At 71.3% G+C, this 20,864-nt stretch carries 17 protein-coding genes and 2 pseudogenes; 2 read left to right on the forward strand and 17 right to left on the reverse strand.

Features of this window, described 5'->3' with window-relative positions; genetic code table 11:
- Window positions 1-86 precede the first annotated feature (86 nt).
- On the reverse strand, window positions 87-2,348 hold the full coding sequence (locus ACZ597_RS19815) for a bifunctional salicylyl-CoA 5-hydroxylase/oxidoreductase (protein ID WP_471331662.1): 2,262 nt from the start codon (window positions 2,346-2,348) through the stop codon (window positions 87-89).
- 4 nt (window positions 2,349-2,352) lie between these two features.
- Window positions 2,353-3,180 carry an enoyl-CoA hydratase family protein gene (locus ACZ597_RS19820; RefSeq protein ID WP_471331665.1) on the reverse strand — a complete coding sequence of 276 codons (828 nt, stop codon included), beginning with the start codon at window positions 3,178-3,180 and terminating at the stop codon, window positions 2,353-2,355.
- Window positions 3,181-3,374: 194 nt separating this feature from the next.
- Here ACZ597_RS19820 and ACZ597_RS19825 point away from each other — a divergent pair, with 194 nt between their 5' ends.
- Complete coding sequence (locus tag ACZ597_RS19825; RefSeq protein WP_471331668.1) at window positions 3,375-3,845, forward strand: ATP-binding protein; 471 nt, start codon at window positions 3,375-3,377, stop codon at window positions 3,843-3,845.
- Between the two features lie 57 nt (window positions 3,846-3,902).
- Here the strand turns inward: ACZ597_RS19825 and argF are convergent, their stop codons facing one another.
- The 6 genes from argF to ACZ597_RS19855 form a co-directional block, all read right to left on the reverse strand.
- A complete protein-coding gene (argF, locus tag ACZ597_RS19830) occupies window positions 3,903-4,913 on the reverse strand; it encodes an ornithine carbamoyltransferase (RefSeq protein WP_471331670.1) in 1,011 nt (336 codons plus the stop codon).
- Window positions 4,914-5,049: 136 nt separating this feature from the next.
- Entirely contained in the window at window positions 5,050-6,276 is a 1,227-nt protein-coding gene (locus ACZ597_RS19835) for an arginine deiminase (protein ID WP_471331673.1), read from the reverse strand.
- A gap of 55 nt (window positions 6,277-6,331) precedes the next feature.
- A complete protein-coding gene (locus tag ACZ597_RS19840) occupies window positions 6,332-6,799 on the reverse strand; it encodes a hypothetical protein (protein ID WP_471331676.1) in 468 nt (155 codons plus the stop codon).
- Between the two features lie 246 nt (window positions 6,800-7,045).
- Window positions 7,046-9,355 carry a polynucleotide kinase-phosphatase gene (locus ACZ597_RS19845; RefSeq protein ID WP_471331678.1) on the reverse strand — a complete coding sequence of 770 codons (2,310 nt, stop codon included), beginning with the start codon at window positions 9,353-9,355 and terminating at the stop codon, window positions 7,046-7,048.
- 151 nt (window positions 9,356-9,506) lie between these two features.
- Window positions 9,507-9,830, reverse strand: a complete 324-nt coding sequence (locus ACZ597_RS19850) for a hypothetical protein (protein WP_471331681.1) — start codon at window positions 9,828-9,830, stop codon at window positions 9,507-9,509.
- Entirely contained in the window at window positions 9,830-10,174 is a 345-nt protein-coding gene (locus tag ACZ597_RS19855) for a hypothetical protein (protein WP_471331684.1), read from the reverse strand. Before ACZ597_RS19855 ends, ACZ597_RS19850 begins: the two co-directional genes overlap by 1 nt.
- 210 nt (window positions 10,175-10,384) lie before the next feature.
- Between ACZ597_RS19855 and ACZ597_RS19860 the strand changes: the two genes are divergently transcribed.
- A complete protein-coding gene (locus ACZ597_RS19860; RefSeq protein ID WP_431516350.1) occupies window positions 10,385-10,795 on the forward strand; it encodes an Imm10 family immunity protein in 411 nt (136 codons plus the stop codon).
- 148 nt (window positions 10,796-10,943) lie between these two features.
- Here the strand turns inward: ACZ597_RS19860 and ACZ597_RS19865 are convergent, their stop codons facing one another.
- From ACZ597_RS19865 to ACZ597_RS19905, 9 genes and pseudogenes are all read right to left on the reverse strand, one after another.
- Window positions 10,944-11,354 carry a hypothetical protein gene (locus ACZ597_RS19865; protein WP_471331687.1) on the reverse strand — a complete coding sequence of 137 codons (411 nt, stop codon included), beginning with the start codon at window positions 11,352-11,354 and terminating at the stop codon, window positions 10,944-10,946.
- Window positions 11,351-13,498 carry an integrase gene (locus ACZ597_RS19870; RefSeq protein ID WP_471331689.1) on the reverse strand — a complete coding sequence of 716 codons (2,148 nt, stop codon included), beginning with the start codon at window positions 13,496-13,498 and terminating at the stop codon, window positions 11,351-11,353. The genes ACZ597_RS19865 and ACZ597_RS19870 overlap by 4 nt, the downstream gene beginning before the upstream one ends.
- Window positions 13,495-15,228 carry a hypothetical protein gene (locus ACZ597_RS19875; protein ID WP_471331692.1) on the reverse strand — a complete coding sequence of 578 codons (1,734 nt, stop codon included), beginning with the start codon at window positions 15,226-15,228 and terminating at the stop codon, window positions 13,495-13,497. Before ACZ597_RS19875 ends, ACZ597_RS19870 begins: the two co-directional genes overlap by 4 nt.
- A complete protein-coding gene (locus tag ACZ597_RS19880) occupies window positions 15,225-16,757 on the reverse strand; it encodes a site-specific integrase (protein WP_471331695.1) in 1,533 nt (510 codons plus the stop codon). The genes ACZ597_RS19875 and ACZ597_RS19880 overlap by 4 nt, the downstream gene beginning before the upstream one ends.
- Window positions 16,741-17,094: pseudogene (locus tag ACZ597_RS19885) on the reverse strand (AAA family ATPase); the annotation flags it as partial. The pseudogene ACZ597_RS19885 and the gene ACZ597_RS19880, both read right to left, overlap by 17 nt.
- A complete protein-coding gene (locus tag ACZ597_RS19890) occupies window positions 17,091-18,605 on the reverse strand; it encodes a 3' terminal RNA ribose 2'-O-methyltransferase Hen1 (RefSeq protein WP_471332030.1) in 1,515 nt (504 codons plus the stop codon). The pseudogene ACZ597_RS19885 and the gene ACZ597_RS19890, both read right to left, overlap by 4 nt.
- A gap of 79 nt (window positions 18,606-18,684) precedes the next feature.
- The gene (locus tag ACZ597_RS19895; protein ID WP_401241913.1) at window positions 18,685-18,915 is read right to left on the reverse strand and encodes a hypothetical protein; all 231 of its coding nucleotides are present in this window, start codon (window positions 18,913-18,915) and stop codon (window positions 18,685-18,687) included.
- Between the two features lie 90 nt (window positions 18,916-19,005).
- Window positions 19,006-19,872: a homocysteine S-methyltransferase gene (gene mmuM / locus ACZ597_RS19900; RefSeq protein WP_471331698.1), complete on the reverse strand. Its 867-nt coding sequence runs from the start codon at window positions 19,870-19,872 to the stop codon at window positions 19,006-19,008.
- A gap of 11 nt (window positions 19,873-19,883) precedes the next feature.
- A pseudogene (locus ACZ597_RS19905) lies at window positions 19,884-20,681 on the reverse strand (TIGR03560 family F420-dependent LLM class oxidoreductase); the annotation flags it as partial.
- Window positions 20,682-20,864 lie beyond the last annotated feature (183 nt).

The following is a 20,864-nucleotide window of genomic DNA, read 5'->3' on the forward strand; positions in this document are numbered from 1 at the left end:
GACGGAAATTGCTGATGCTCGGCGCCGCGCCCGCCAGGGGGTGTCGTGTGGGTCAGGACGGATGTGCGGTCTGATCCACAATCCCCCTAGCCCTTGCCGGTCGGGGGCCTGCGGCTGCCGGCCCGGTAGGGGGCGGGCCACGGGGCGCCGGGGCCCGCGTACCCCTGTTCGGCGGCCGCGTGCAGCGTCCAGTGCGGGTCGTACAGGTGCGGGCGGCCGAGTGCGCAGAGGTCGGCGCGGCCGGCCAGCAGCAGGGAGTTGACGTCGTCCCAGGAGGAGATCGCGCCGACGGCGATGACGGGGACGCCGAGGGCGTTGCGGATCCGGTCGGCGTAGGGGGTCTGGTAGGAGCGCCCGTACTCCGGGGCCTCTTCGGCGACGACCTGTCCGGTGGAGACGTCGACGGCGTCGGCGCCGTGGGCGGCGAAGGCGGCCGTGATCCGTTCGGCCTCCTCGGGGGTGGTGCCGCCGGGGGCCCAGTCGGTGGCCGAGAGGCGGACCGTCATCGGCCGGTCCTCGGGCCAGACCTCGCGGACGGCGTCGAAGACCTCCAGGGGGAAGCGGAGCCGGTTCTCCAGGGGGCCGCCGTAGGCGTCGTCGCGGTGGTTGGTGAGCGGGGAGAGGAACCCGGACAGCAGGTAGCCGTGCGCGCAGTGCAGTTCCAGCAGGTCGAAGCCGCAGTCGGCGGCGCGGACGGCGGCGGCCGCGAAGTCGGAGCGGATCGCGGCGAGGTCGGCGGCCTCCAGGGCGCGCGGGACGGCGGAGACCCCGGCCTTGTAGGGCAGCGCGGAGGCGGCGACCAGGGGCCAGTTGCCGTCCGGGAGCGGCTCGTCCATGCCCTCCCACATCAGCCGGGTGGAGCCCTTGCGGCCGGAGTGGCCGAGCTGGACGCCGAGGGCCGTGCCGGGGGCGGAGGCGTGCACGAAGTCGGCGATCCGCTTCCAGGCGGCCGCCTGCTCCGCGGTCCACAGGCCGGCGCAGCCGGGGGTGATGCGGCCTTCCGCGCTGACGCAGACCATCTCCGTCATGACCAGCCCGGCTCCGCCGAGGGCACGCCCGCCCAGGTGGACGAGGTGGAAGTCGCCGGGCACGCCCTCCCGGGCCGAGTACGTGTCCATCGGCGAGACCACGACGCGGTTGCGCAGGGTGAGTCCCCGGAGGGTGAACGGGGTGAACATGGGCGGGGTTCCCGCGCCGTCGGCGTCCTCGGGGCAGCCGAAGTCGCGTTCCACCGCGCGGGTGAACCGCTCGTCGCGCAGCCGCAGGTTGTCGTGGGTGACGCGGCGGCTGCGGGTGAGCAGGTTGAAGGCGAACTGCCGGGCGGGCTGGTCCACGTACCCGGCGAGGTCCTCGAACCAGCGCATGCTGGCGGCGGCGGCGCGCTGGGTGCTGGCCACGGCCGGGCGCCGCTCCTCCTCGTAGGCGGCGAGGGCGGTGGGGACGTCGGGCAGCCGGTCGAGGGCTTCGGCGAGGGCGAGGGCGTCCTCGACGGCGAGCTTGGTGCCGGAGCCGATGGAGAAGTGGGCGGTGTGCGCGGCGTCGCCGAGCAGCACCACGTTGCCGTGCGACCAGTGGTCGTTGACGACGGTGTGGAAGCGGGTCCACGCGGAGCGGTTGCCGCGCAGTGGCCGGCCGTGCAGGGCCTCGGCGAAGGTCTTGGCGCAGCGGGAGGCCGATTCGGCCTCGTCGCACAGGTCGAGGCCGGCCGCCCGCCACACTTCTTCCCGCATCTCCACGATGACGGTGGAGGCGTCGGGGGCGTACGGGTAGCCGTGCAGCTGCATGACCCCGTGCTCGGTCTCGGCGATCTCGAAGCGGAAGGAGTCGAAGGCGAAGTCGGCGGCGAGCCAGACGTACCGGCAGCGTCCGGGGGTCTCGGTGGGCCGGAAGCGGGCGGCGCCGCGCGCGCGGGTGGCGCTGCGCACCCCGTCCGCGGCGACCACCAGGTCGTACGCGCCGGCCAGGGCGAAGGCGTCGGGGGCTTCGGCGCGGAAGCGCAGGCGTACGCCGAGGCCGGCGCAGCGTTCGTGGAGGATCTCCAGGAGCCGGCGGCGGCCGAGGGCGGCGAAGCCGTGGCCTCCGGAGGTCAGCAGCCGGCCCCGGTGCACGACGTCGACGTCGTCCCAGCGGACGAACTCGGCGGCGAGGGCGGCGTGGACGACGGTGTCGGCGCGTTCGATGCCGCCGAGGGTCTCGTCCGAGAGCACCACGCCGAAGCCGAAGGTGTCGTCGGGGGCGTTGCGTTCCCAGAGCTCCACCGTGTGCCCCTGGCGGGCCAGCAGTGCGGCGGTGTACAGGCCGCCCGGTCCGCCGCCGACGACGGCGGCCCTCATGGCGCTCGCGGACATGCGGCTACCTGCCCTTCCACTCCGGGGGCCGCTTCGCGGTGAACGCGGCGTGGAACTCCGCGTAGTCCTGGCCGTTCATCAGCAGGGCCTGGGTGTTGGCGTCCAGTTCCACCGAGGCGGCCAGGGGCATGTCCAGTTCGGCGGTGAGCAGGGCCTTGGTCTGGGCGTGGGCGAGGGCCGGTCCTGCGGCGAGGCGGGCGGCGAGTTCGGCGGCGCGGACGTCGGCCTTGCCCTCGTCGACGAGTTCGCTGAGCAGGCCGATCCGCTCGGCCTCGGCGGCGCGTACGGGCTCTCCGAGCATCAGCAGCCGGGTGGCGTGGCCGAGGCCGACGACCCGGGGCAGCAGGTACGCGGCGCCCATGTCGCCGCCGGAGAGGCCGACGCGGGTGAAGAGGAAGGCGAAGCGGGCGGAGGGGTCGGCGATCCGGAAGTCGGCGGCGAGGGCGAGCACGGCCCCGGCTCCGGCGGCCACCCCGTGCACGGCGGCGATCACCGGGAAGGGGCATTCGCGGATGGCGCGGACGACCTGGCCGGTCATCCGGTTGAAATCGAGGAGCTGGGCGGTGTCCATGGCGAGGGTGGCGCCGATGATCTCGTCCACGTCCCCGCCGGAGCAGAAGCCGCGGCCCTCGCCGGCGAGGACGAGGGCGCGCACGGAGCGGGTGCGGGACAGTTCGGCGAGCAGATCGCGCAGGTCGGCGTAGGCGCCGAAGGTGAGCGCGTTCAGCTTTTCGGGGCGGTCGAGGGTGACGGTGGCCACGCCGTCCTGCCGGGTCACCCGCAGGTGGCGCCACCGTTCGGTCTCTGGTGTGGAACCGGTGAAGGGGCTCACACGTCGAAACTATCACCGAATCGTGACCACCGTCAGAGAAACGCGACAAGTGGTCGCCCCGACGGCGGTACGGGGCTGATGCACGGTGATGCACCGCGGCACACGGGGCGAAGGTCCCCGGCCGTCCCCGCCCTGGCCCCCCGGCGTTGCGGCGGGGTGCCCTACGGAGGCTGCGGCCCGGTCCGTATCGTTGAATGCAGGACTTCCCCCGCACCCCACCCTCACGGAAGGACAGACCCGCCGTGCACTACGCCTCCGCCTGGCGGATCGCCCTACCGCACACGACCGCCGCCGTACCCATGGCCCGCGCCCTGGTCCGCACCGCGCTCACCGGCGCCGACCGGTGCCCCGACAGCGACACGGCGGAGCTGCTGACCGCCGAGCTGGTGGCGAACGCCGTGGAGCACACCGCCGGGGGCGACCCGATCGAGCTGGTCGTGGAGCTCCGGGCGAACGGCTGCCAGGTGGAGGTGCACGACGGCGATCCGCAGCCGCCCGGCGACCTCACCGCCGGCCGCACCGAACCGCAGCCCGACCCCTGGCACGAAGGCGGCCGCGGGCTGCTGCTGATCCGGGCCCTCAGCTCGGCCTGCGGCCACCGGCCCACGGCGCGCGGCAAGGCCGTCTGGTTCACCCTGCCGAGCGGGGCGACGGCCACGGCCTGACCGTCCGACGGCCCGCCGCCGGAACCCGCATGACTATGCGGCCGCGTACGCAGCCGATTACGCGGCGGGCTCGGCGAGCGTCGCCACGAGGACGGCCTTGATGGTGTGCAGCCGGTTCTCGGCCTCGTCGAACACGACGGAGTGCGCCGACTCGAACACCTCGTCCGTGACCTCCAGCGAGTCCAGGCCGTGCCGCTCGTGGACCTCCTGGGCCACCTTGGTGCCCAGGTCGTGGTAGGCGGGCAGGCAGTGCATGAACTTCACGTCCGGGTTCCCGGTGGCGCGCAGCACTTCCATGGTGACGGCGTACGGGGCCAGGGCCCCGATCCGCTCGTCCCAGACCTCCTTGGGCTCGCCCATCGAGACCCAGACGTCCGTGGCCACGAAGTCGGCCTGCGCCACGCCCTCCGCGACCTCCTCGGTCAGGGTGATCCTGGCCCCGCTGGCCGCGGCGAGCTCGCGGGCCCGTGCCACGACGGCCTCGGACGGCCAGTACGCCTCCGGCGCGACGATGCGTACGTCCATGCCCAGCAGGGCGCCGGTCACCAGGTACGAGTTGCCCATGTTGAAGCGGGCGTCGCCCAGGTAGGCGAAGGAGATCCGCTCCAGCGGCTTGGTGCTGTGCTCGGTCATGGTGAGCACGTCGGCCAGCATCTGGGTGGGGTGCCAGTCGTCGGTGAGGCCGTTGAAGACGGGCACGCCGGAGTGGGCGGCCAGCTCCTCCACGGCCTGCTGGCTGTCGCCCCGGTACTCGATGCCGTCGAACATCCGGCCGAGCACCCGCGCGGTGTCCCGGACGGACTCCTTGTGGCCGATCTGGGAGCCGGACGGGTCGAGGTAGACCGTGTGGGCGCCCTGGTCGGCGGCGGCGACCTCGAAGGCGCAGCGGGTGCGCGTGGAGGTCTTCTCGAAGATCAGCGCGAGGTTCTTCCCCTGGAGCAGGCGCCGCTCGGTCCCGGCCTTCTTGGCAGCCTTGAGTTCGGCGGCGAGCTCGACCAGGCCGCGGAACTCGGCGGCGGTGAAGTCGAGCTCCTTGAGGAAGCTGCGACCGAAGAGGTCGGTTGCCATGGGGACGCTCCAGAGTGGCGATGACAGGGGATGCTGGAAGTCTATACGACACTCTGCATTGATATGCGGAACAGTGGATCACATCACACAGCATCCCGACACGGCGTCCCGTCAGGGCACGCGGTCAGGACGTCCGTCACACCGCGTCCCGCTCCACGGGACAGCTCATGCAGCGCGGACCGCCGCGGCCGCGCCCCAGCTCGCTGCCGGGGATCTCGATCACCTCGATGCCCTCCTTGCGCAGGTGGGTGTTGGTCGTGACGTTCCGCTCGTAGGCGACGACCACCCCCGGCTCCACGGCCAGCACGTTGCACCCGTCGTCCCACTGCTCGCGCTCCGCCGAGTGCACGTCCTGCGTGGCGGTGAGCACCCGCACCTTGTCCAGGCCGAGCGCCGCGGCGATGGCCCGATGCATGTGCTCCGGCGGGTGGTCGCTGACCCGCAGCTCGCTCGCCCCCTCGCCCGGCCGGATCGTGTAGGAGCGCAGCATGCCGAGCCCGGCGTACTGAGTGAACGTATCTGCGTCGACCATCGTCATCACCGTGTCCAGGTGCATGAAGGCCCGCCGCTTGGGCATGTCCAGGGCCACGATGACGGAGGCCGAACCAGCCGCGAACAGGCCCCGGGCCAGCATCTCCACCGCCTGCGGGGTGGTCCGCTCGCTCATCCCGATCAGTACGGCGCCGTTGCCGATGACCAGGACGTCCCCGCCCTCGATCGTCGAGGGGTAGTCGGCCTGGCCCTGGGACCAGAAGTGGAAGGGGCCGGCGCCGGTGAACAGCGGGTGGTGCCGGTAGATCGCCTCGAAGTGCACGGTCTCGCGCTGCCGGGCGGGCCAGCGCATGGCGTTGATGGACACCCCGTCGTAGATCCAGGCGGAGGTGTCGCGGGTGAAGAGGTGGTTGGGCAGCGGCCCCAGCAGGAAGCCGTCCGTGTCGAGGGCGTGGAAGCGCACCGAGACCGGCTCGGCGTGCCGCTCCAGGAACTCCCGCTTGGTCATGCCGCCGACCAGCGCCTCCGCGAGAGCGGCGGAGGGCAGCCCGTCGAAGACCGCGCGCAGGTGGTCGGTGGCGAGCGGGCCGTACTCCTTCTCGTCGAAGACCCGGTCGAGTACGAGGTGCCGCGCCTCGGGGACGTCGAGGACCTCGCGGAGCAGGTCGCCGAAAAGGTGGACGGCGACACCGCGGTCGCGGAGCACGTCCGCGAAACCGTCGTGCTCCTGGCGGGCCCGGCGCACCCACAGCACGTCGTCGAAGAGCAGGGCCTCCTTGTTGCTTGGTGTGAGCCGCTTCAGCTCCAGGTCGGGCCGGTGGAGGATGACGCGGCGCAGCCGCCCGGTCTCGGAGTCGACATGGAATCCCATGCCGTACACATTCCCAGACCGGGCTGCTTTCTGACCTCGCGTCGGCGGTCTCCGGTCAGCGCAGGCCGAGAAGTGCCGTCGGGGTGCCGATGACGTCCGGGGCGGCCAGGCCCAGGTTCGGGACGGCCAGGTTCGGGACGCCCGAGTTGCTCGCGTCCGGCATCGTCAGCGGGGCACCGACGACCGCACCGGGGGTGCGGGCGAGCAGGGTGGTGGCCGGGGACTCCAGGGAGCCCTCGCCGTCCGTCTCCGGCTCGCCCATCAGGTTGGGCACCGGGGAGGTGAGGCGGGTGGCCCCGAGGTCGGCGGCGATGGGGACCACCGGGAGCAGTGGGGTCGGCAGCAGGTCGCCCTGGTGGAACCGGGGCGCCTCCGGGGCGCCGACGAGCGGCACCGGGACCCCGGTGGCCAGCTTCGGGGCCGGCACGCCCAGCGTGGTCTCCACGGCCTCCAGCGGGACACCCACCGGGACCGAGTCGGCCACGGCCGGGGAGGCCGCGCCGGCCGCGGCCATACAGGTCATGAGCGCCGCAATGCTTCCGCGCGCGGTCATCTTCATAGGTGACGTTCCGTCCTTCCTGGGTCGCGGACACTCCGCTGCCCTGGATGAACGATCCCGCCCCCGCTTTCCCGGGACTTCCGCGGGAAAGTTCCCCCATACGACCTAATTCGAGGCCGTACGGGGGCTGCCGCTTTACGCCGTCCCTTCACGCCGCCCCTTTGCGCCGTCCCTTGCGCCGTCCCTTTGCGCCGTGCCCCCGTGCGGGGGTCACAGACGCGGGTCGACCGGCTCCGACTCCAGGGCGAGCACGGCGAACACCGGCTCGTGGACCCGCCACAGCGGCTCCCCCGCCGCCAGCCGGTCCAGCGCCTCCAGGCCGAGCGCGTACTCGCGCAGGGCGAGCGAGCGCTTGTGCCCCAGGAACCTCTGGCGCAGCCGCTCCAGCTGCTCGGGACGCGCGTACTCCGGCCCGTAGACGATCCTCAGGTACTCGCGCCCCCGGACCTTCACCCCGGGCTGGACGAGCCGTCCCTTGCCGTCCCGGGCGTACGCCCGGAGCGGCTTGACGACCATGCCCTCGCCCCCGGCACCGGTCAGCTCCAGCCACCACTCGGTGCCCGCGCGGACGGACTCCTCGTCGCCGGTGTCCACGTACACGCGGCGGGTCCGGCGCAGCAGGGGCGCGTCCGTGCCCCCGTCGGCGTCGGCGAGCCGGTCCAGCCAGGCGAGCTGCTCGTCGTGCGGTACGGCCGCCAGGGAGCGGCCGGCCGCCGCGAGCAGCTGGAACGGCGCGAAACGTACGCCGTCCAGCCCGTCCGTGCTCCAGCAGTAGCGCCGGTACGCCTCGGTGAAGGCGTCGGCGTCGGCGGCCCGCCCGCGCTGGCGCTCCAGCAGCGCGCCGGTGTCCACGCCCCGGGCCGCGGCCGCCTCCAGGGCGGCGACGGCGTCCGGCAGGACGGCGCGGGAGGCGGCCCCCACGGCCGCGTACTGGTTGCGCAGCAGGCCCGTGGACTTCAGGGACCAGGGCAGCAGCTCTCCGTCGAACAGCAGCCAGTCCGTGCCGAGTTCCTCCCACAGGCCGGCGCCGTCGACCGCCGCGCGCAGCCGGGCGAGGAACTCCTCGGTCACCTGCGGGTCCGGGAAGAAGGGCCGGCCGGTGCGGGTGTAGAGGGAGCCGGTGGGGCCGCCCTCGACCCCGAACCGCTCGCGGGCCGCGTCCGCGTCCCGGCACAGCAGGACGGTGGCGCGGGAGCCCATGTGCTTCTCCTCGCACACCACGCGGCCGACGCCGTCGGCCCGGTACTGGGCGAAGGCCTCGGCGGGGTGCTCCAGGAAGCCCGGCTCCGCCGAGGTGGCGGTCGGCGCCATGGTCGGCGGCAGGTACGGCACCAGCCGGGGGTCCACCGCGAAGCGGCTCATGACCTCCAGGGCGGCGGCCGCGTTCTCCTCGCGGACGCCGACGTTGCCCAGGTGGCGGGTCTCCACGACCCGGCGGCCGTGGACGTCGGCCAGGTCAAGCGGGCGCCCCTCGTGACCTCCCGGCACCTCGGCGGCGAGCGGCTTGACCGGCTCGTACCAGACCTTCTCGGCCGGTACGTCGACCAGTTCGCGCTCGGGCCAGCGCAGGGCGGTCATCCGGCCGCCGAAGACGGCGCCGGTGTCGAGGCAGATGGTGTTGTTGATCCAGGTGGTGTCCGGGACGGGGGTGTGGCCGTAGACCACGACGGCCTTGCCCCGGTAGTCCTCCGCCCATGGGTAGCGCACGGGCAGGCCGAACTCGTCGGTCTCGCCGGTGGTCTCGCCGTACAGGGCGTGCGAGCGGACCCGGCCGGAGGTGCGGCCGTGGTACTTCTCGGGCAGTCCGGCGTGACAGACGACCAGCTTGCCGCCGTCGAGGACGTAGTGGCTGACCAGGCCGGCGATGAACTCCCTGACCTCCTTGACGAACTCCTCGCTCTCCCGGGAGAGCTGCTCGACGGTCTCGGCGAGGCCGTGGGTCTGCTGGACCTTGGATCCCTTGAGGTAACGGCCGAGCTTGTTCTCGTGGTTCCCGGGCACACACAGGGCGTTGCCGGACTTGACCATGCCCATCACCCGGCGCAGCACGCCGGGGCTGTCGGGGCCGCGGTCGACGAGGTCGCCGACGAAGACGGCGGTGCGGCCGGCGGGGTGCACCCCGTCCTCGTAGCCGAGCTTGGCGAGCAGGGTCTCCAGCTCGGAGGAGCAGCCGTGGATGTCGCCGATGACGTCGAAGGGGCCGGTGAGGTGGGTGAGGTCGTTGAAGCGCTTCTCCAGGACCACTTCGGCGGAGTCGGCCTCCTCCACCGTGCGCAGGACGTGCACCTTGCGGAAGCCCTCGCGTTCGAGGCCGCGCAGGGAGCGGCGCAGCTCGGAGCGGTGCCGCTGGATGACCCGGCGGGGCAGTCCGGACCGGTCGGGGCGGGCTGCGTTGCGTTCGGCGCAGACCGACTCGGGCATGTCGAGGACGATCGCGATGGGCAGGACGTCGTGCTCGCGGGCCAGGCGGACGAGCTCGCGGCGGGACTCCTGCTGGACGCTGGTGGCGTTCCCTGTCAAGTTCTTCTGTTCAGTCTCCTGATGTAAGCCACTGAGGCGGTCTCTGCCGGTCCCGCCTGGCCGCATGAGCCCTCCCGGTGGAGACAAAGGACAACGGCCGTGATGGGTGCCCGCAAGCGGCTGATCATCGTGCGGAACGTGGTGGACGCGTTCAGGAAGGAGGTCGCCGATGCCGGTTCTCGATCTGCTGGCGGGCGGTCGACCAAACGCTCTCGAACTCGTTGGCCGACAGCCACCGCGGATCATGCCCCTCCCATTCAGAGATGGGTGGTTCTGCGGTCAACCCGTAGACGCTCTCGTATTCAGCCAACCGATCGCCCTTTTGAGCTTCTTGCCATTCGGCCAGCGATGCGGCGGCCAAAGCCTCGCCTCCGGGCTCTTGAAACTCGACTTGCCGGATCACGTATCCGTCAGCGTCGAGCTCAAAGTAGAACGAGATGGCTTCCTCGTCCCAAAAGCAGCGCACCCAGCGCATCACTGGTCCACCACGTCGAAGGGCTCGTCGTGCCAGCGCCAGCCGGCGGTGCCGTCGTCGTGGATGTGCAACATGAACTCCGCGACCGGGCTGCCGTCGGGGAACGTCAGAGTGAGTGCACTTCGGATCTGGGTGTAGCAGGCGTTCGCCCGCTCCCAGTCCTCCTCATCAATGGCCCGCTCTTGCTCGGCGAAGGCAGGACGGAACTCTTCGAAGCCAGGAAGTGTCTCCACTTCTGCGTGGATCCATGGCATGTCGGCGGCGGTCACAGTCAGCCGGGCAATCTCCTGGTCGCCGTGGCGGAGCCGCCAGATGCTGCCGGTGGTCAGGTTCGGGTTGGCCATAGCCCCATGATGACGATCACCACTGACAGGCGAAGCGCGGGGCGTGGCGTCCCTCCAGGTGGACGCCCACGTCATTCCCCAGCCAGAAGTTCACGATCATCCCAGGGGAATCCCGGTGTGGGTGTGACGGTCACCGCCTCAGTGTGACGGTGGAACATCGTGCCCACCCCTGCCTCATGCCTCAGCTGTACTCGCTGATAGAACCCCGTCATGACGTACCGATTCACCGCCCGCGCCGCCAGAACCGAGATCGACCCTGACGGCTACTTCACCGAAGCCGCCCTTGCCGAGGGTGAGGACGGAAGCGGCTTCATCTTGATGTTCATGGCAGGAGAGGAGGAGCCCGATGATCAAGAGGTCGCCCTGGGGATGGACACACACTGCCTGGTCACAGCCGGGCAAGGGACCGCGTATGGCTGTGTGCGGGAAGCGGTCCTGACGGGCAACGTCCTCCGCGTCTCACTCGACCCTGAAGCACTGGAAGACCTGCGGTTGACCGACAGTGAGATCGAGGCCGTCATCGAAGCACCGGACGAAGATATCGTCCTGTTCCGCGAAGTCCTCGCCCAGGTGCTCGGCTACGGACGTGCGGACGCTGTGCCCACCCGTGTAGGCATCTGACCAGCCAGCCGGGCGTCGTGCACTGGCGCGAGGCCCGACCAGGTGGGCAACTCCGTGAAGATGCAAGCGTCATCCGTGGGGAACTGCGCTGACCATCGGCACTCCAGCAACACCGCAGCGGTGACATGGCGTATCCGTCTGCCAGCCGTCAGGTTGTAGATCCAGGGAACGGGACGACGTTGTCGGGAACGGGCGCGCGTCCCGCCTGCTCGCCTCTCTGTTGAGTGAGAACGGCGCTGGCGAGCGTGAGCCTGGTCACCTGCTGGCGGAGTTCCTCGATCTCGGCTCTCTGGTTGGCGATGGTCTTCTTGAGCTTGGTGACGGTTTCCCGGAGTCGTTTCTCGGTCTGCGGGACCTGTCGGGTTTCTGTGCGGACGCGCTCGTAGAACTCGTTCTTCAGGTCGACGTGTCGTTTCAGGATGGCCATGCGGTGGACGCCGGCCTCGGCGGCGAGGGCGACGACGGTGAGGCTGCCGTTGGAGGCGGTGGCCTGTCCGGCCAGGAGTCGGTCCATGGCCTCGCGGATGCGGGCGCGTTCGTCGTGGTGCTGGTGGTTCATGTGAGGGCCTCGGCGGAGTGAGCGGTGGCGTCGTGGGTGTCGGCCGTCTCGCGGAGACGGTCGGCGTTGGCCCGCAGACGTTTGCTGACCGGGTCGGGGGTGTGGGCTGCGAACTGGTCGAGTTCGTCGGCGCGTTCGCGAAGAAGGCGGGCGTGGGTGTCCGTGCGGACCGCGTTGCCGCAGCCGGGCCGGCAGTCGTACTGCCGTGGGGCGGTCACGCCGGGTTCTGGTTCGCAGAGCGCGTTGTCGTGTTTGAAGGCGCAGATCAGGAGCGCATCCGGGTTGTCGTAGAGCACAATGCCGTCGCGGGCCAGAAAGGTGCTGGCCTTCCTGGCGAAGGTGCGGGGGACGATACGCCCCTCGAAGCGAGGGGTGTGGGCGGCGGCGGTCAGGGCTCGGCGGGCTGCGGGCCCGGAGACCTTCTCTCCGGCGGCGACGAGGTCACGGAGTCGAGCAGCGGTGTCTGCGGCGGCGAGGGCTGTTTCGACGTCGAGGATGGCGTGGATGCCGCGGCGGCCGCGGGCGCCGTAGCCGCTTGAGGTGCGAACATCGAGGACGGTCCGCATGTGCCCGTACTGAATGGCGAGCGCGATCAACCCTCCGGGACGTCGGGCAATGTGCCAGGCAAGAGATCTTCTGAACCGCCCGAGACCGATCGCGCCGTGGGGATCGTTCGGGATGGCCTGGTCGGACAAATCTTGCGCCCTGGCCTCGCGGTTCACCCAGGTCACGAAGGCTTCGATGCGCAAGGCCAGCGTGGACTTCTTCAGCGCGCCCCCATATCCGTGGCGCGAGTGGAACTCGTGGTGGGCGGTGCCGAGGAGGAGTTCCCCTTCCGGAACCATCCGCTCCAGCACGCGGATGGCGTGGACCACCGGCGTGATCGCGACCCAGGGCACTTGGCGTACTTCACCGGCGGAGATGTGGTTGCCGTCGTCGTCTGTGACGGTCTTGTAGTGATGGCTGTGGATCAGGTGCTGTCCCTCGGCGCCGTCAACGCCTGGTTCGGGGTCGGGGCAGCAGCCGGAACGCAGTCCCTGCACCTCCTGCGGACGCATCCCGGTCAGGTAGAGCAGGACGATCGTCGCGGCCGTACCCAGGTTCCGCATCAGTTCGGCGGCCTCGTTGAAGTCCACATGCTCGCGCCATGGCTTGCCGTTGATCTGCCCGGTGACCGGCACCCGCAGCGGACAGGGCCCTGGCCGCGACGCGGCGATCTCCGCGAGCCCGTGCTGCTTGACGAACCTCCAAACCTGACCGCGGTTGGAGCCGGTGAGTGCGGCGATGTAGGTGGCGGCCACCTGGATCTCGCGTTTGCCAGAGCTCGTCGGCAGCGGGTGACCGGCCCGCGCCATGGGCAGCAACCACTCCTCAAGCCCAGCCCATCCGGCTGACGTGGCCTTCGTGGCGGCGGCAACGGCGATCAGTCGGCGGCGCTCGGCCCAGGCCGCCAGGATGTCGTCGGCGAAGTCGTCGACAAAGCGGATGGCCCAGATCAACAGCGGCCCGAGAACAAGCGGGTCCAACGGCTCCGTCGTGTTCTCCCCGCCCGCGGCCGTCATGGCTGGGGGCAGGAAGTCGTCGACTCCCTCTGTCTCCCATGGAGGTCGGGTGATGCCCGTGGGGCGGGCGCTGAGCTGGTCGAATGCCCACAGGTTCACCAAACGGACAGCGATGATCGCTGCGGTGTCACGGGACACTCGGACCATGCGCTCGCTTGCATAGGCTCGCCACTGTGTGTCGGTGCAGGCGTGCAGGCTGGTGATCTGGCGTACGTGCAGCCAGCGGGCGAGGCGCATCCACTCCTGGCAGGTGGCGAGCATGTCGGTGCCGCCCGAACGAGATCGCGCCTGGACGCCTCGGGTCTGGAGGTAGGTGGGCCTCAACTGGCCGTTGATCATTGTCCAGGTGGCTAGTTTCACCTGGTCCCGAAGGGGGCCCGGGCAGTTCTTCCAGTGGAGGTTGACCAGACCGGTGCCAGGATTGTCGATGAGCGGCGCCATGGACCACACCTCGTCCTGGTAACGCGAGTTCGGGTGCGTGTTGCCGGGGCTGATCCACTCAGGCAGCACCACGGGACTGTCCGGGCGGGGCATGGCGAGCACGTACGTATCGGTCTCGGCAGCAGTGCCGACGGCGGTCATGGGGCGAGCTCTCCCTTCAGTAGAAGGTGGACCAGGGTGCGGTCCTCGTCGTTCACGCGGGCGAGCGCCGCGTTCCAGGCCACCGGGCCGACCTTGTCGCGCAGGTCCTCAAGACGGAGCACGTGTTCGCTCCACCGCTCGTGCCACGAGCGGTCGGGCAGGACGGAGCGGAGACTGTTCAGCTCTCGGTGCAGATGGGCGAGCCGTGGGTGATGGCCGGGATGGACACGGGCGTTGGGGCAGGCCAGGCAGAGCATGAAGTCCGCTCCGCAGCCGCCTTGCGCGTCGGGCCAGGGGCTGGACGTCTCGTCCGCGCAGTCCGCGGCCACGGTCTGTCCGTGCCCCGGGTCCGGGGTGTCGGCGATGTCGCCGGCGAACATCACGGCCTGGGCCTGGGCGAGGGCCTCTTTGGCGCCGGCCTCGAAGATGCTCCGCGAGGCCCTTTGGACATGCTCATCTGGCAGCATGTAGATGCTCTCGTGAGTGCCCTGCGCGTGCTGAAGGGGACGCCCCTCTCGTGTCACCGCGGTTCTGCGGGTCCGCTGGAACGGCGCCCCTCCCAGACCATGCGTGATCCCCCAGTGCTGTGCGTCGCCGTTTCCGATACCGAACGACAGAGGGCCCACTGGGCGGGGCCGTTCCGTGTGCTGATGTCGCTTGCTGGGGTAGTGCATGCGCGCGACCATCAGAAAGTCGGTGCCGGGCTCCAGTCGGGCGGCAAGAGTCCGTCCGTGTGCGGTGGCCTCCAGCGCCAGAGTGATCAGCCTGCCGGCCGAATCGGCTCCGGAGTCGGTGGCGTTCTCCGTGGAAAACCACCAGCCTCCGCCTTGCCGGCGCTTCTCCACCTGAATCTGGTAGGTCACCGTGGCCGTCCCTCCGGCCGACGGGGCCGTGGTCGGGGCCGGCAACCGGTCATAGACCGACAGATTCCAGCCGAACCGGGCGGTCAACAGCACGGCCAGCGCCGTGAGCTCGGAACGGGAGAGAAACAGCCTGCCCCACGTGCACTCCGAGCCGGTGCCGCCCAGAAGTCGGCGTTCTCTCACGTTCACCGCTCCGCTCGGCGAGACCGTGTGCGGGACGTAGCCGGTCCGCGCAAGGTGGTCGAGAATGTCACCGAGGCGCCCCTCCCGGCTGCCGTCAGTCAGGTCACCGGCCCGCCAGCTCTCCAGCAGGCGTGTGTTCTCACGGATCCGCAGCAAAGCGGTTCGGAACTGCCGCTGTGCCGCCAGCAGCACCCGCTCCCGCTCATCCTCTCCGTACGACTGCTTGACCGGCACCTGCTGAGGAATGCGGCGAGCCAGTTCCTCACCCACCGGCCCGCCGGCCAGCCTCGGATCCGCCCGCAGCAACGGCCTCACCTGACGCAGCACGCTCTTCCCGCTGTTGGTGCCGATGTGCGCCGCGCGCCAGCGCTTGAGCATGGCGGTGGTCAGATCCCCCAGGTCTTCCGGGGGATGCTCCAGCTCGGAGACGAAGCGCGCGAACGCCTTCACCGTGATCCAGGAAGCCTGCGCGGTCATATGGCTGTTCCAGCCCGCAGACCGGGCCGCGAAGACCCTGGCGAGTGACCGCTGCATCAGCTCGGCAACCGGCAACTCGGCGAAGTCGAACGACATCTCGTATCCGGCCTTGTTGACGACCGCCACCACGCGCCCGTCGGGAGCCAGCGGCGGCTCGGTGCGGTGATCGGCCGGCGGCAAGGCGGCTCGCCGTCCCCGCCCGGTCACCGGGCCGCCTCAAGGACAGCGTCGATGTCCTGGATGCCCTGCGACTCCCGGGCGAGCCGGGTGAACACACCCTCCAGGTCCTCGACCTGCTGTTCCTCCTCACCGACAGGTTCGGCCGCAGCCAGGATCGACTCCAGTTGCAGGTGCGCGACCGGCGCGAGGTAGTGCCGTTTCGTCACCTCCACGTCCGCATGACCGAGGAGGGTCTTCACCAGCCACCACGGATCGCCGAACAGCAACGCGAAGTCCCGCCGGTCCGCGGCCGAGAGCCCATAGCGTGTCTCCACCAGCTGGTTCAGCAAGACCAGCATGTAGAGGGCCATCGAATGACGCGCGGCGTGCGGCGTGGCGTACGGGCTCTTGCCGCGTACCTCCGCCAGCCGGAAATCCCGCTCGACCTCCCGTTCTCCCACGGTGAGCAGGACTTCCTCACAGCGCAGGTTCGCCGCCCTGAACACGCCGTTCCACCGGTCCGGGGCCATCGGCAGGCCCTGCTCCGTCAGCCACAACCACGCCGGCTCCGGCCCGTCCGGGCCATCCAGGAACAGCCACTGCCGCTCACGCCATCCCAGACGGCTGAGTTCTTGCTCACCGGCGACGCCGTTCGCGTCGACCCACTCGATCTTCGGTCTCAGGCCCCGCGTCACCTTCGTGACCAGCCGCATCATGGGCAGCCGCTCGTAGCGGCCTTCCGCCTGGGCGCGCTGCACCGCCCACGCGCGCTCCGACTCGACGTATGCCTCGGCCTGGCCGACCGCGTCCACCGACACGTAGAAGACCCGGCTCTGCTTCGACCGCGTGACCGCCGCGGCGACGCGGCCATGGCAGTAGCGGCCGAACCGCAAGCGCTGGCTGGGCAGTTCGAAGGTGAGCAGCGAACCACCCTCCTGCCGACGCAGGCCGGAGCTGAGCAGCAGCTGCACGAAGCTGGTGTTGCGCAACTCCGTCCGCGACTCCCACCCTGGCACCGGCATTCCTGTACGACTGAGGCCGCGGAGCCCGATGTCCGACCACAGACCCCAGGTCCGCGGCGTCAGCCACAGCACCCGCGAGCTCACCGAGTCCGCCGCCCGGTCCCCGCGCCGCACGATGTCCACCGGCATCGGGGCCACCTTCGCCCACCGGAACAGCTTGGTGAACGCGGCCGCCTCACGGTTCCACTTCGTCCCGCTGATCCGGCGCGGATTCTGCGGAGCCCGGCATCTCCAGTGCCGGTAGTCCGCCAAGTCCTGCCTGGTCGCCTGCTTCCATAGAACTCCGCGCGAGGACAGGAAAGTCAACAACGGCCGGATATCCGTCGCGTAATTCCGCTTGGTTTCCCGCTCCAGATCCCGGAATTCGACGGACCGAACGAAATACAGCAGGTCCCGGTCCACCGTTCCGTCCGGCGTCACGAACACCGGATCACCAGGCCGCAGACCGATCCGGGCGACCTCGACCGGCAGGTCCCGTATCCCAAGGACACCCTCAGGCGGCAGCGATCCCCACTGCCCCGGATCGGGCACCCACACCACGTACCAGTCGTGCAACTGACGCCTCCCCTGACGCTTGAACACGCCCAATCATCAGGGAAGTCGCGTCGACGACGGTGAGGCGTCCCGCGGCCAGCCGCTTGCCGGCGATGTAGTGGAGCACCTCGAAGGCGTCCTTGCTGGCGCTCTGGTCGTTCTCGTCGTCGGCGACCAGGCCGCGGCAGTAGTCGGAGGAGAGGATCTCGGTGGGCTTGAAGTGCTTGCGCGCGAAGGTGGACTTGCCCGAGCCGGTGGCGCCGATGAGGACCACGAGGGACAGGTCGGTGACGGGGAGCACGCGGTGGGCCGCGCGGCCGGTGGTGTCGGTGGTGCGGGTGGTGACGGGGGTGCTCATGCTGCCTCGCCCTCCTTCGGACTCTCGGTGGTGGCGGTGAAGACGGCCATCTGGGTCGGTGCTCCGACCTCGGGGTCCTCGTCGCCCACGGGGACGTGGGCGACGGTGTAGCCGTGCCGGGCGGCGACGCGGGCCGCCCAGGCGCGGAACTCCTCGCGGGTCCACTCGAAGCGGTGGTCGCGGTGGCGGACCCGTCCGGCGGGCAGGGACTCCCAGCGGACGTTGTACTCGACGTTCGGGGTGGTCACGAGGACCGTGCGGGGGCGGGCCGCGGCGAACACGGCGTACTCCAGCGCGGGCAGCCGGGGCAGGTCCAGGTGCTCGATGACCTCGCTGAGCACGGCCGCGTCGTAGCCGGCGAGCCGCTTGTCGGTGTAGGCGAGCGAGCCCTGGAGCAGCCGGACGCGGGAGCTCTGGCGCTCCCCCATCCGCTCCAGCCGCAGCCGCCGGGCGGCCGTGGTCAGCGCCCGCACGGACACGTCGACGCCGAGGATCTCGGTGTACGCCGGGTCCTTGAGCAGCGCCTGCACGAGGTGCCCCTCGCCGCAGCCGAGGTCGAGCACCCGCTGGGCGCCCGCCCCGCGCAGTGCGCCGAGGATCGCCTCACGGCGGCGCACGGCGAGCGGAACGGGCCGCTCCGGCGTGTCCGGGGTGTCCGGGGTGTCCGGGGTCTCGTCGGTTCCGTCCGCCGCACCGTCGCCCCCGACGGCGTCGTCGAGTTCCTCGGCCTCGCTCCCGTCGGCCTCGGCCAGCCGGGCCAGCTCCAGGCGCTCCATGGCGTTCTGGGTGAGCCGCTTGTGGCGGGCCAGGTAGCGGGCGGTGATCAGCGCGTGCTCGGGGTGCGCGGCCAGCCAGCCGTCCCCGGCGCGCAGCAGCTTGTCGACCTCGTCGGGGGCGATCCAGTAGTGCTTGGCGTCGTCGAGCACCGGCAGCAGTACGTACAGCTGGCGCAGGGCGTCCTCCAGCCTGAGCGCGCCCTCCAGTACGAGCCGCACGTAGCGGCTGTCGCCCCACTCCGGGAACCGCTCGTCCAGCGCGATGGGCTCGCTCTCCACCCGGTCCCAGCCCAGCGGGCCGAACAGACGGCGCACCAGCTCCGGGCCGCCCCGGGCGGGCAGCACCGGGATCTCGATCCGCAGCGGGCGCGGTCGGCCCGGCAGTTCGGGGCGCAGGGCGCACTGGCCCTTGAGGGCGGTGCGGAACACCCCGCTGAGCGCGACGGCGAGCAGCGAGGAGGCCGCGTACGGACGGTCGTTGACGTACTGGGCGAGGGCCGCGTCGGGCGCCCCGCCCCGCCCCTTGCCCTGGCCGCGCCGCACGAGCGCGACGGGGTCCACCTCGAGCAGCAGCGCCACCGTGCACCGTTCGGCCGTGGCCTCGGGGTAGAACACGTGGGCGGTGCCGTGCGAGGTGGAGAACGCCTGCGCCCTACCGGGATGCTTGTGCAGCAGAAATCCCAGGTCGGTGGCCGGATTCTCCGTCGTGCCGGTGGTGCTGATCGTCAGGAACATGCGTTCCAGCATGACCCGGGCACCACCGTCGGGGCGAACGGATTTCCGGTGGTCGGTCGGTCCGGCGGACTCCTCCGGGTCAGCGTTGTTTGGGGATGTTCAGCGGGCGGCCGATGTGCCAGTGGGGTTCGGTGCCGCTGTACGGGCACAGGTAGGCGATCCGTTCGTGCTGCCACGGCTGGATCCGGTTCATCTCGCTCGCGGCGTGCTCCGCCGCGGCCTCGTTCGCGAACTGCTTCTTCTCCCCGCACGCCCTGGAGCGGGTGATGCGGCGCCTGGCGGCGGCGCCCGTCCTGCTGGTGCGCTTCATCCGTCCTGCCTATCCCAGCAGGAGCCGACCAGAAAGGGCCTTCACCCGATCGAGTGATAGTCCGCCGCGCCCCCTTGCCGTCGCCCCGGATCAGGCCAGGCGCGGCCCCAGGGCGGCGATCCGGTCCGGGCCGACGCGGCAGCAGCCCCCGACGAGCCGGGCCCCGGCCGCACGCCAGGCCGCCACCGGCCAGGGGGCGGGAGCGGCGGGGGCGTTCCAGCTCCCGGCGGCGGCGTCCCAGACGGAGCCGTCGTTCGGGTAGGCCACCAGCGGCTTGGCGGTGACGGAGGCGGCGGCCGCCAGGGCGGGCAGCACGTCGGCGGGATCACAGCAGTTGACGCCGACGGCGATCACCTCGGGGGCGGCGGCCGCCAGGGCGAACGCCTCGGCGAGCGGCTGGCCGGCCCGGGTGCGGCCGCCGGCGACGGTGTACGTGAGCCAGGCCCGGGCCCCCGTACCGGCCAGCACCCGCAGCAGGGCCTCCGCCTCCAGGGCGTCCGGGACGGTCTCCAGCGCCAGGACGTCGGGGCCGGCCGCCAGCAGCGCCCCGATCCGGGGCCGGTGGAAGGCGGCCAGTTCCGCCACGGTGAGACCGTACCGGCCCCGGTACTCGGAGCCGTCCGCCAGCAGTGCCCCGTACGGGCCCACCGAGGCGGCCACCCAGACCTCCCGCGCGGCGGCCCGCGCCGCCCGGTCGGCCACCCGCACGCTCCGCTCCAGCAGGGCGGGCTCGTGGCCGACCTGGTAGCTCGCGGTGATCAGCACCTCGGCGCCGGCCCGGACGTACGCCGTGTGGGCGGCCTCCACCTCGCCGGGGCTCTCGGAGAGCACCCGGCCGGTCCACATCCCCCCGGACAGGTCGCAGCCCTGGTCGGCGAGCCGGTTGCTCAGCCCGCCGTCCAGGAGTACGGCCCTGCGGGCCAGGGCTCCGGCGAGCGGGCCGGTCGCGCGGGGCACGGTCGGCGGCCCTACCGGCCGAGCTGGGACAGCACGCGGCCGGAGATCAGCTCCAGGTGGTCCAGGTCGCCGAGGTCGAGGAGCTGGAGGTAGGCGCGCGAGGAGCCGATGGCGGAGTAGGTGCCGAGCTTCTCCACGACCTCGTCCGGGGAGCCGGCCAGGCCGTTGGCCTTCAGCTCGTCGACCTCGCGGCCGATGGCGGCGGCCCGGCGGGCGACCTCGGCGTCGTCCTTGCCCACGCACACCACCAGGGCGTTGGAGTAGACGAGTTCGTCCGCCTTGCGCCCGGCCTCGGCGGCGGCCTCCCGGACCCGGGCGAACTGCCGCCGGCTGTCCTCCACCGAGGCGAACGGCATGTTGAACTCGTCCGCGTACCGGGCGGCGAGGCGCGGGGTGCGCCGCGCGCCGTGCCCGCCGATGAGGACGGGCACCTTGGCCTGGGCCGGCTTGGGGAGCGCCGGGGAGTTCTCCACCTGGTAGTGGACGCCCCGGTAGTCGAAGGAGGCGCCGGGCTCGGTGGCCCACAGCCCGGTGACGATGGCCAGCTGCTCCTCCAGCCGGGCCATCCGCTCCGCCGGGAAGGGGATCCCGTACGCCTTGTGCTCCTCCTCGAACCAGCCCGCGCCCAGGCCCAGTTCCACCCGGCCGCCGGACATCTGGTCGACCTGCGCCACCTGGATCGCGAGGACGCCGGGCAGCCGGAAGGTGCCGGCGGTCATCAGCGTGCCCAGCCGGATCCGCTTCGTCTCGCGGGCCAGGCCCGCAAGGGTGATCCAGGCGTCCGTGGGACCCGGCAGGCCGTCGACGGAAGCTCCGGTCCGCGAAGCTCGTCGTCAGGGGTGATCACGGTCTCCGGCTCCGCGGCGTTGCGCCGGCGGCGCTTCACCGGGTCCTTCGGTGCGGGGCCTCGTCCGGCCATGGAACCTCCCTTGTGTAGATCAACAGACCCCTGCCCAAAATCGGACTTCGCTAACTTCCGGGGCACAGTCAAC

Source organism: Streptomyces sp. NPDC040718 (assembly GCF_055593565.1).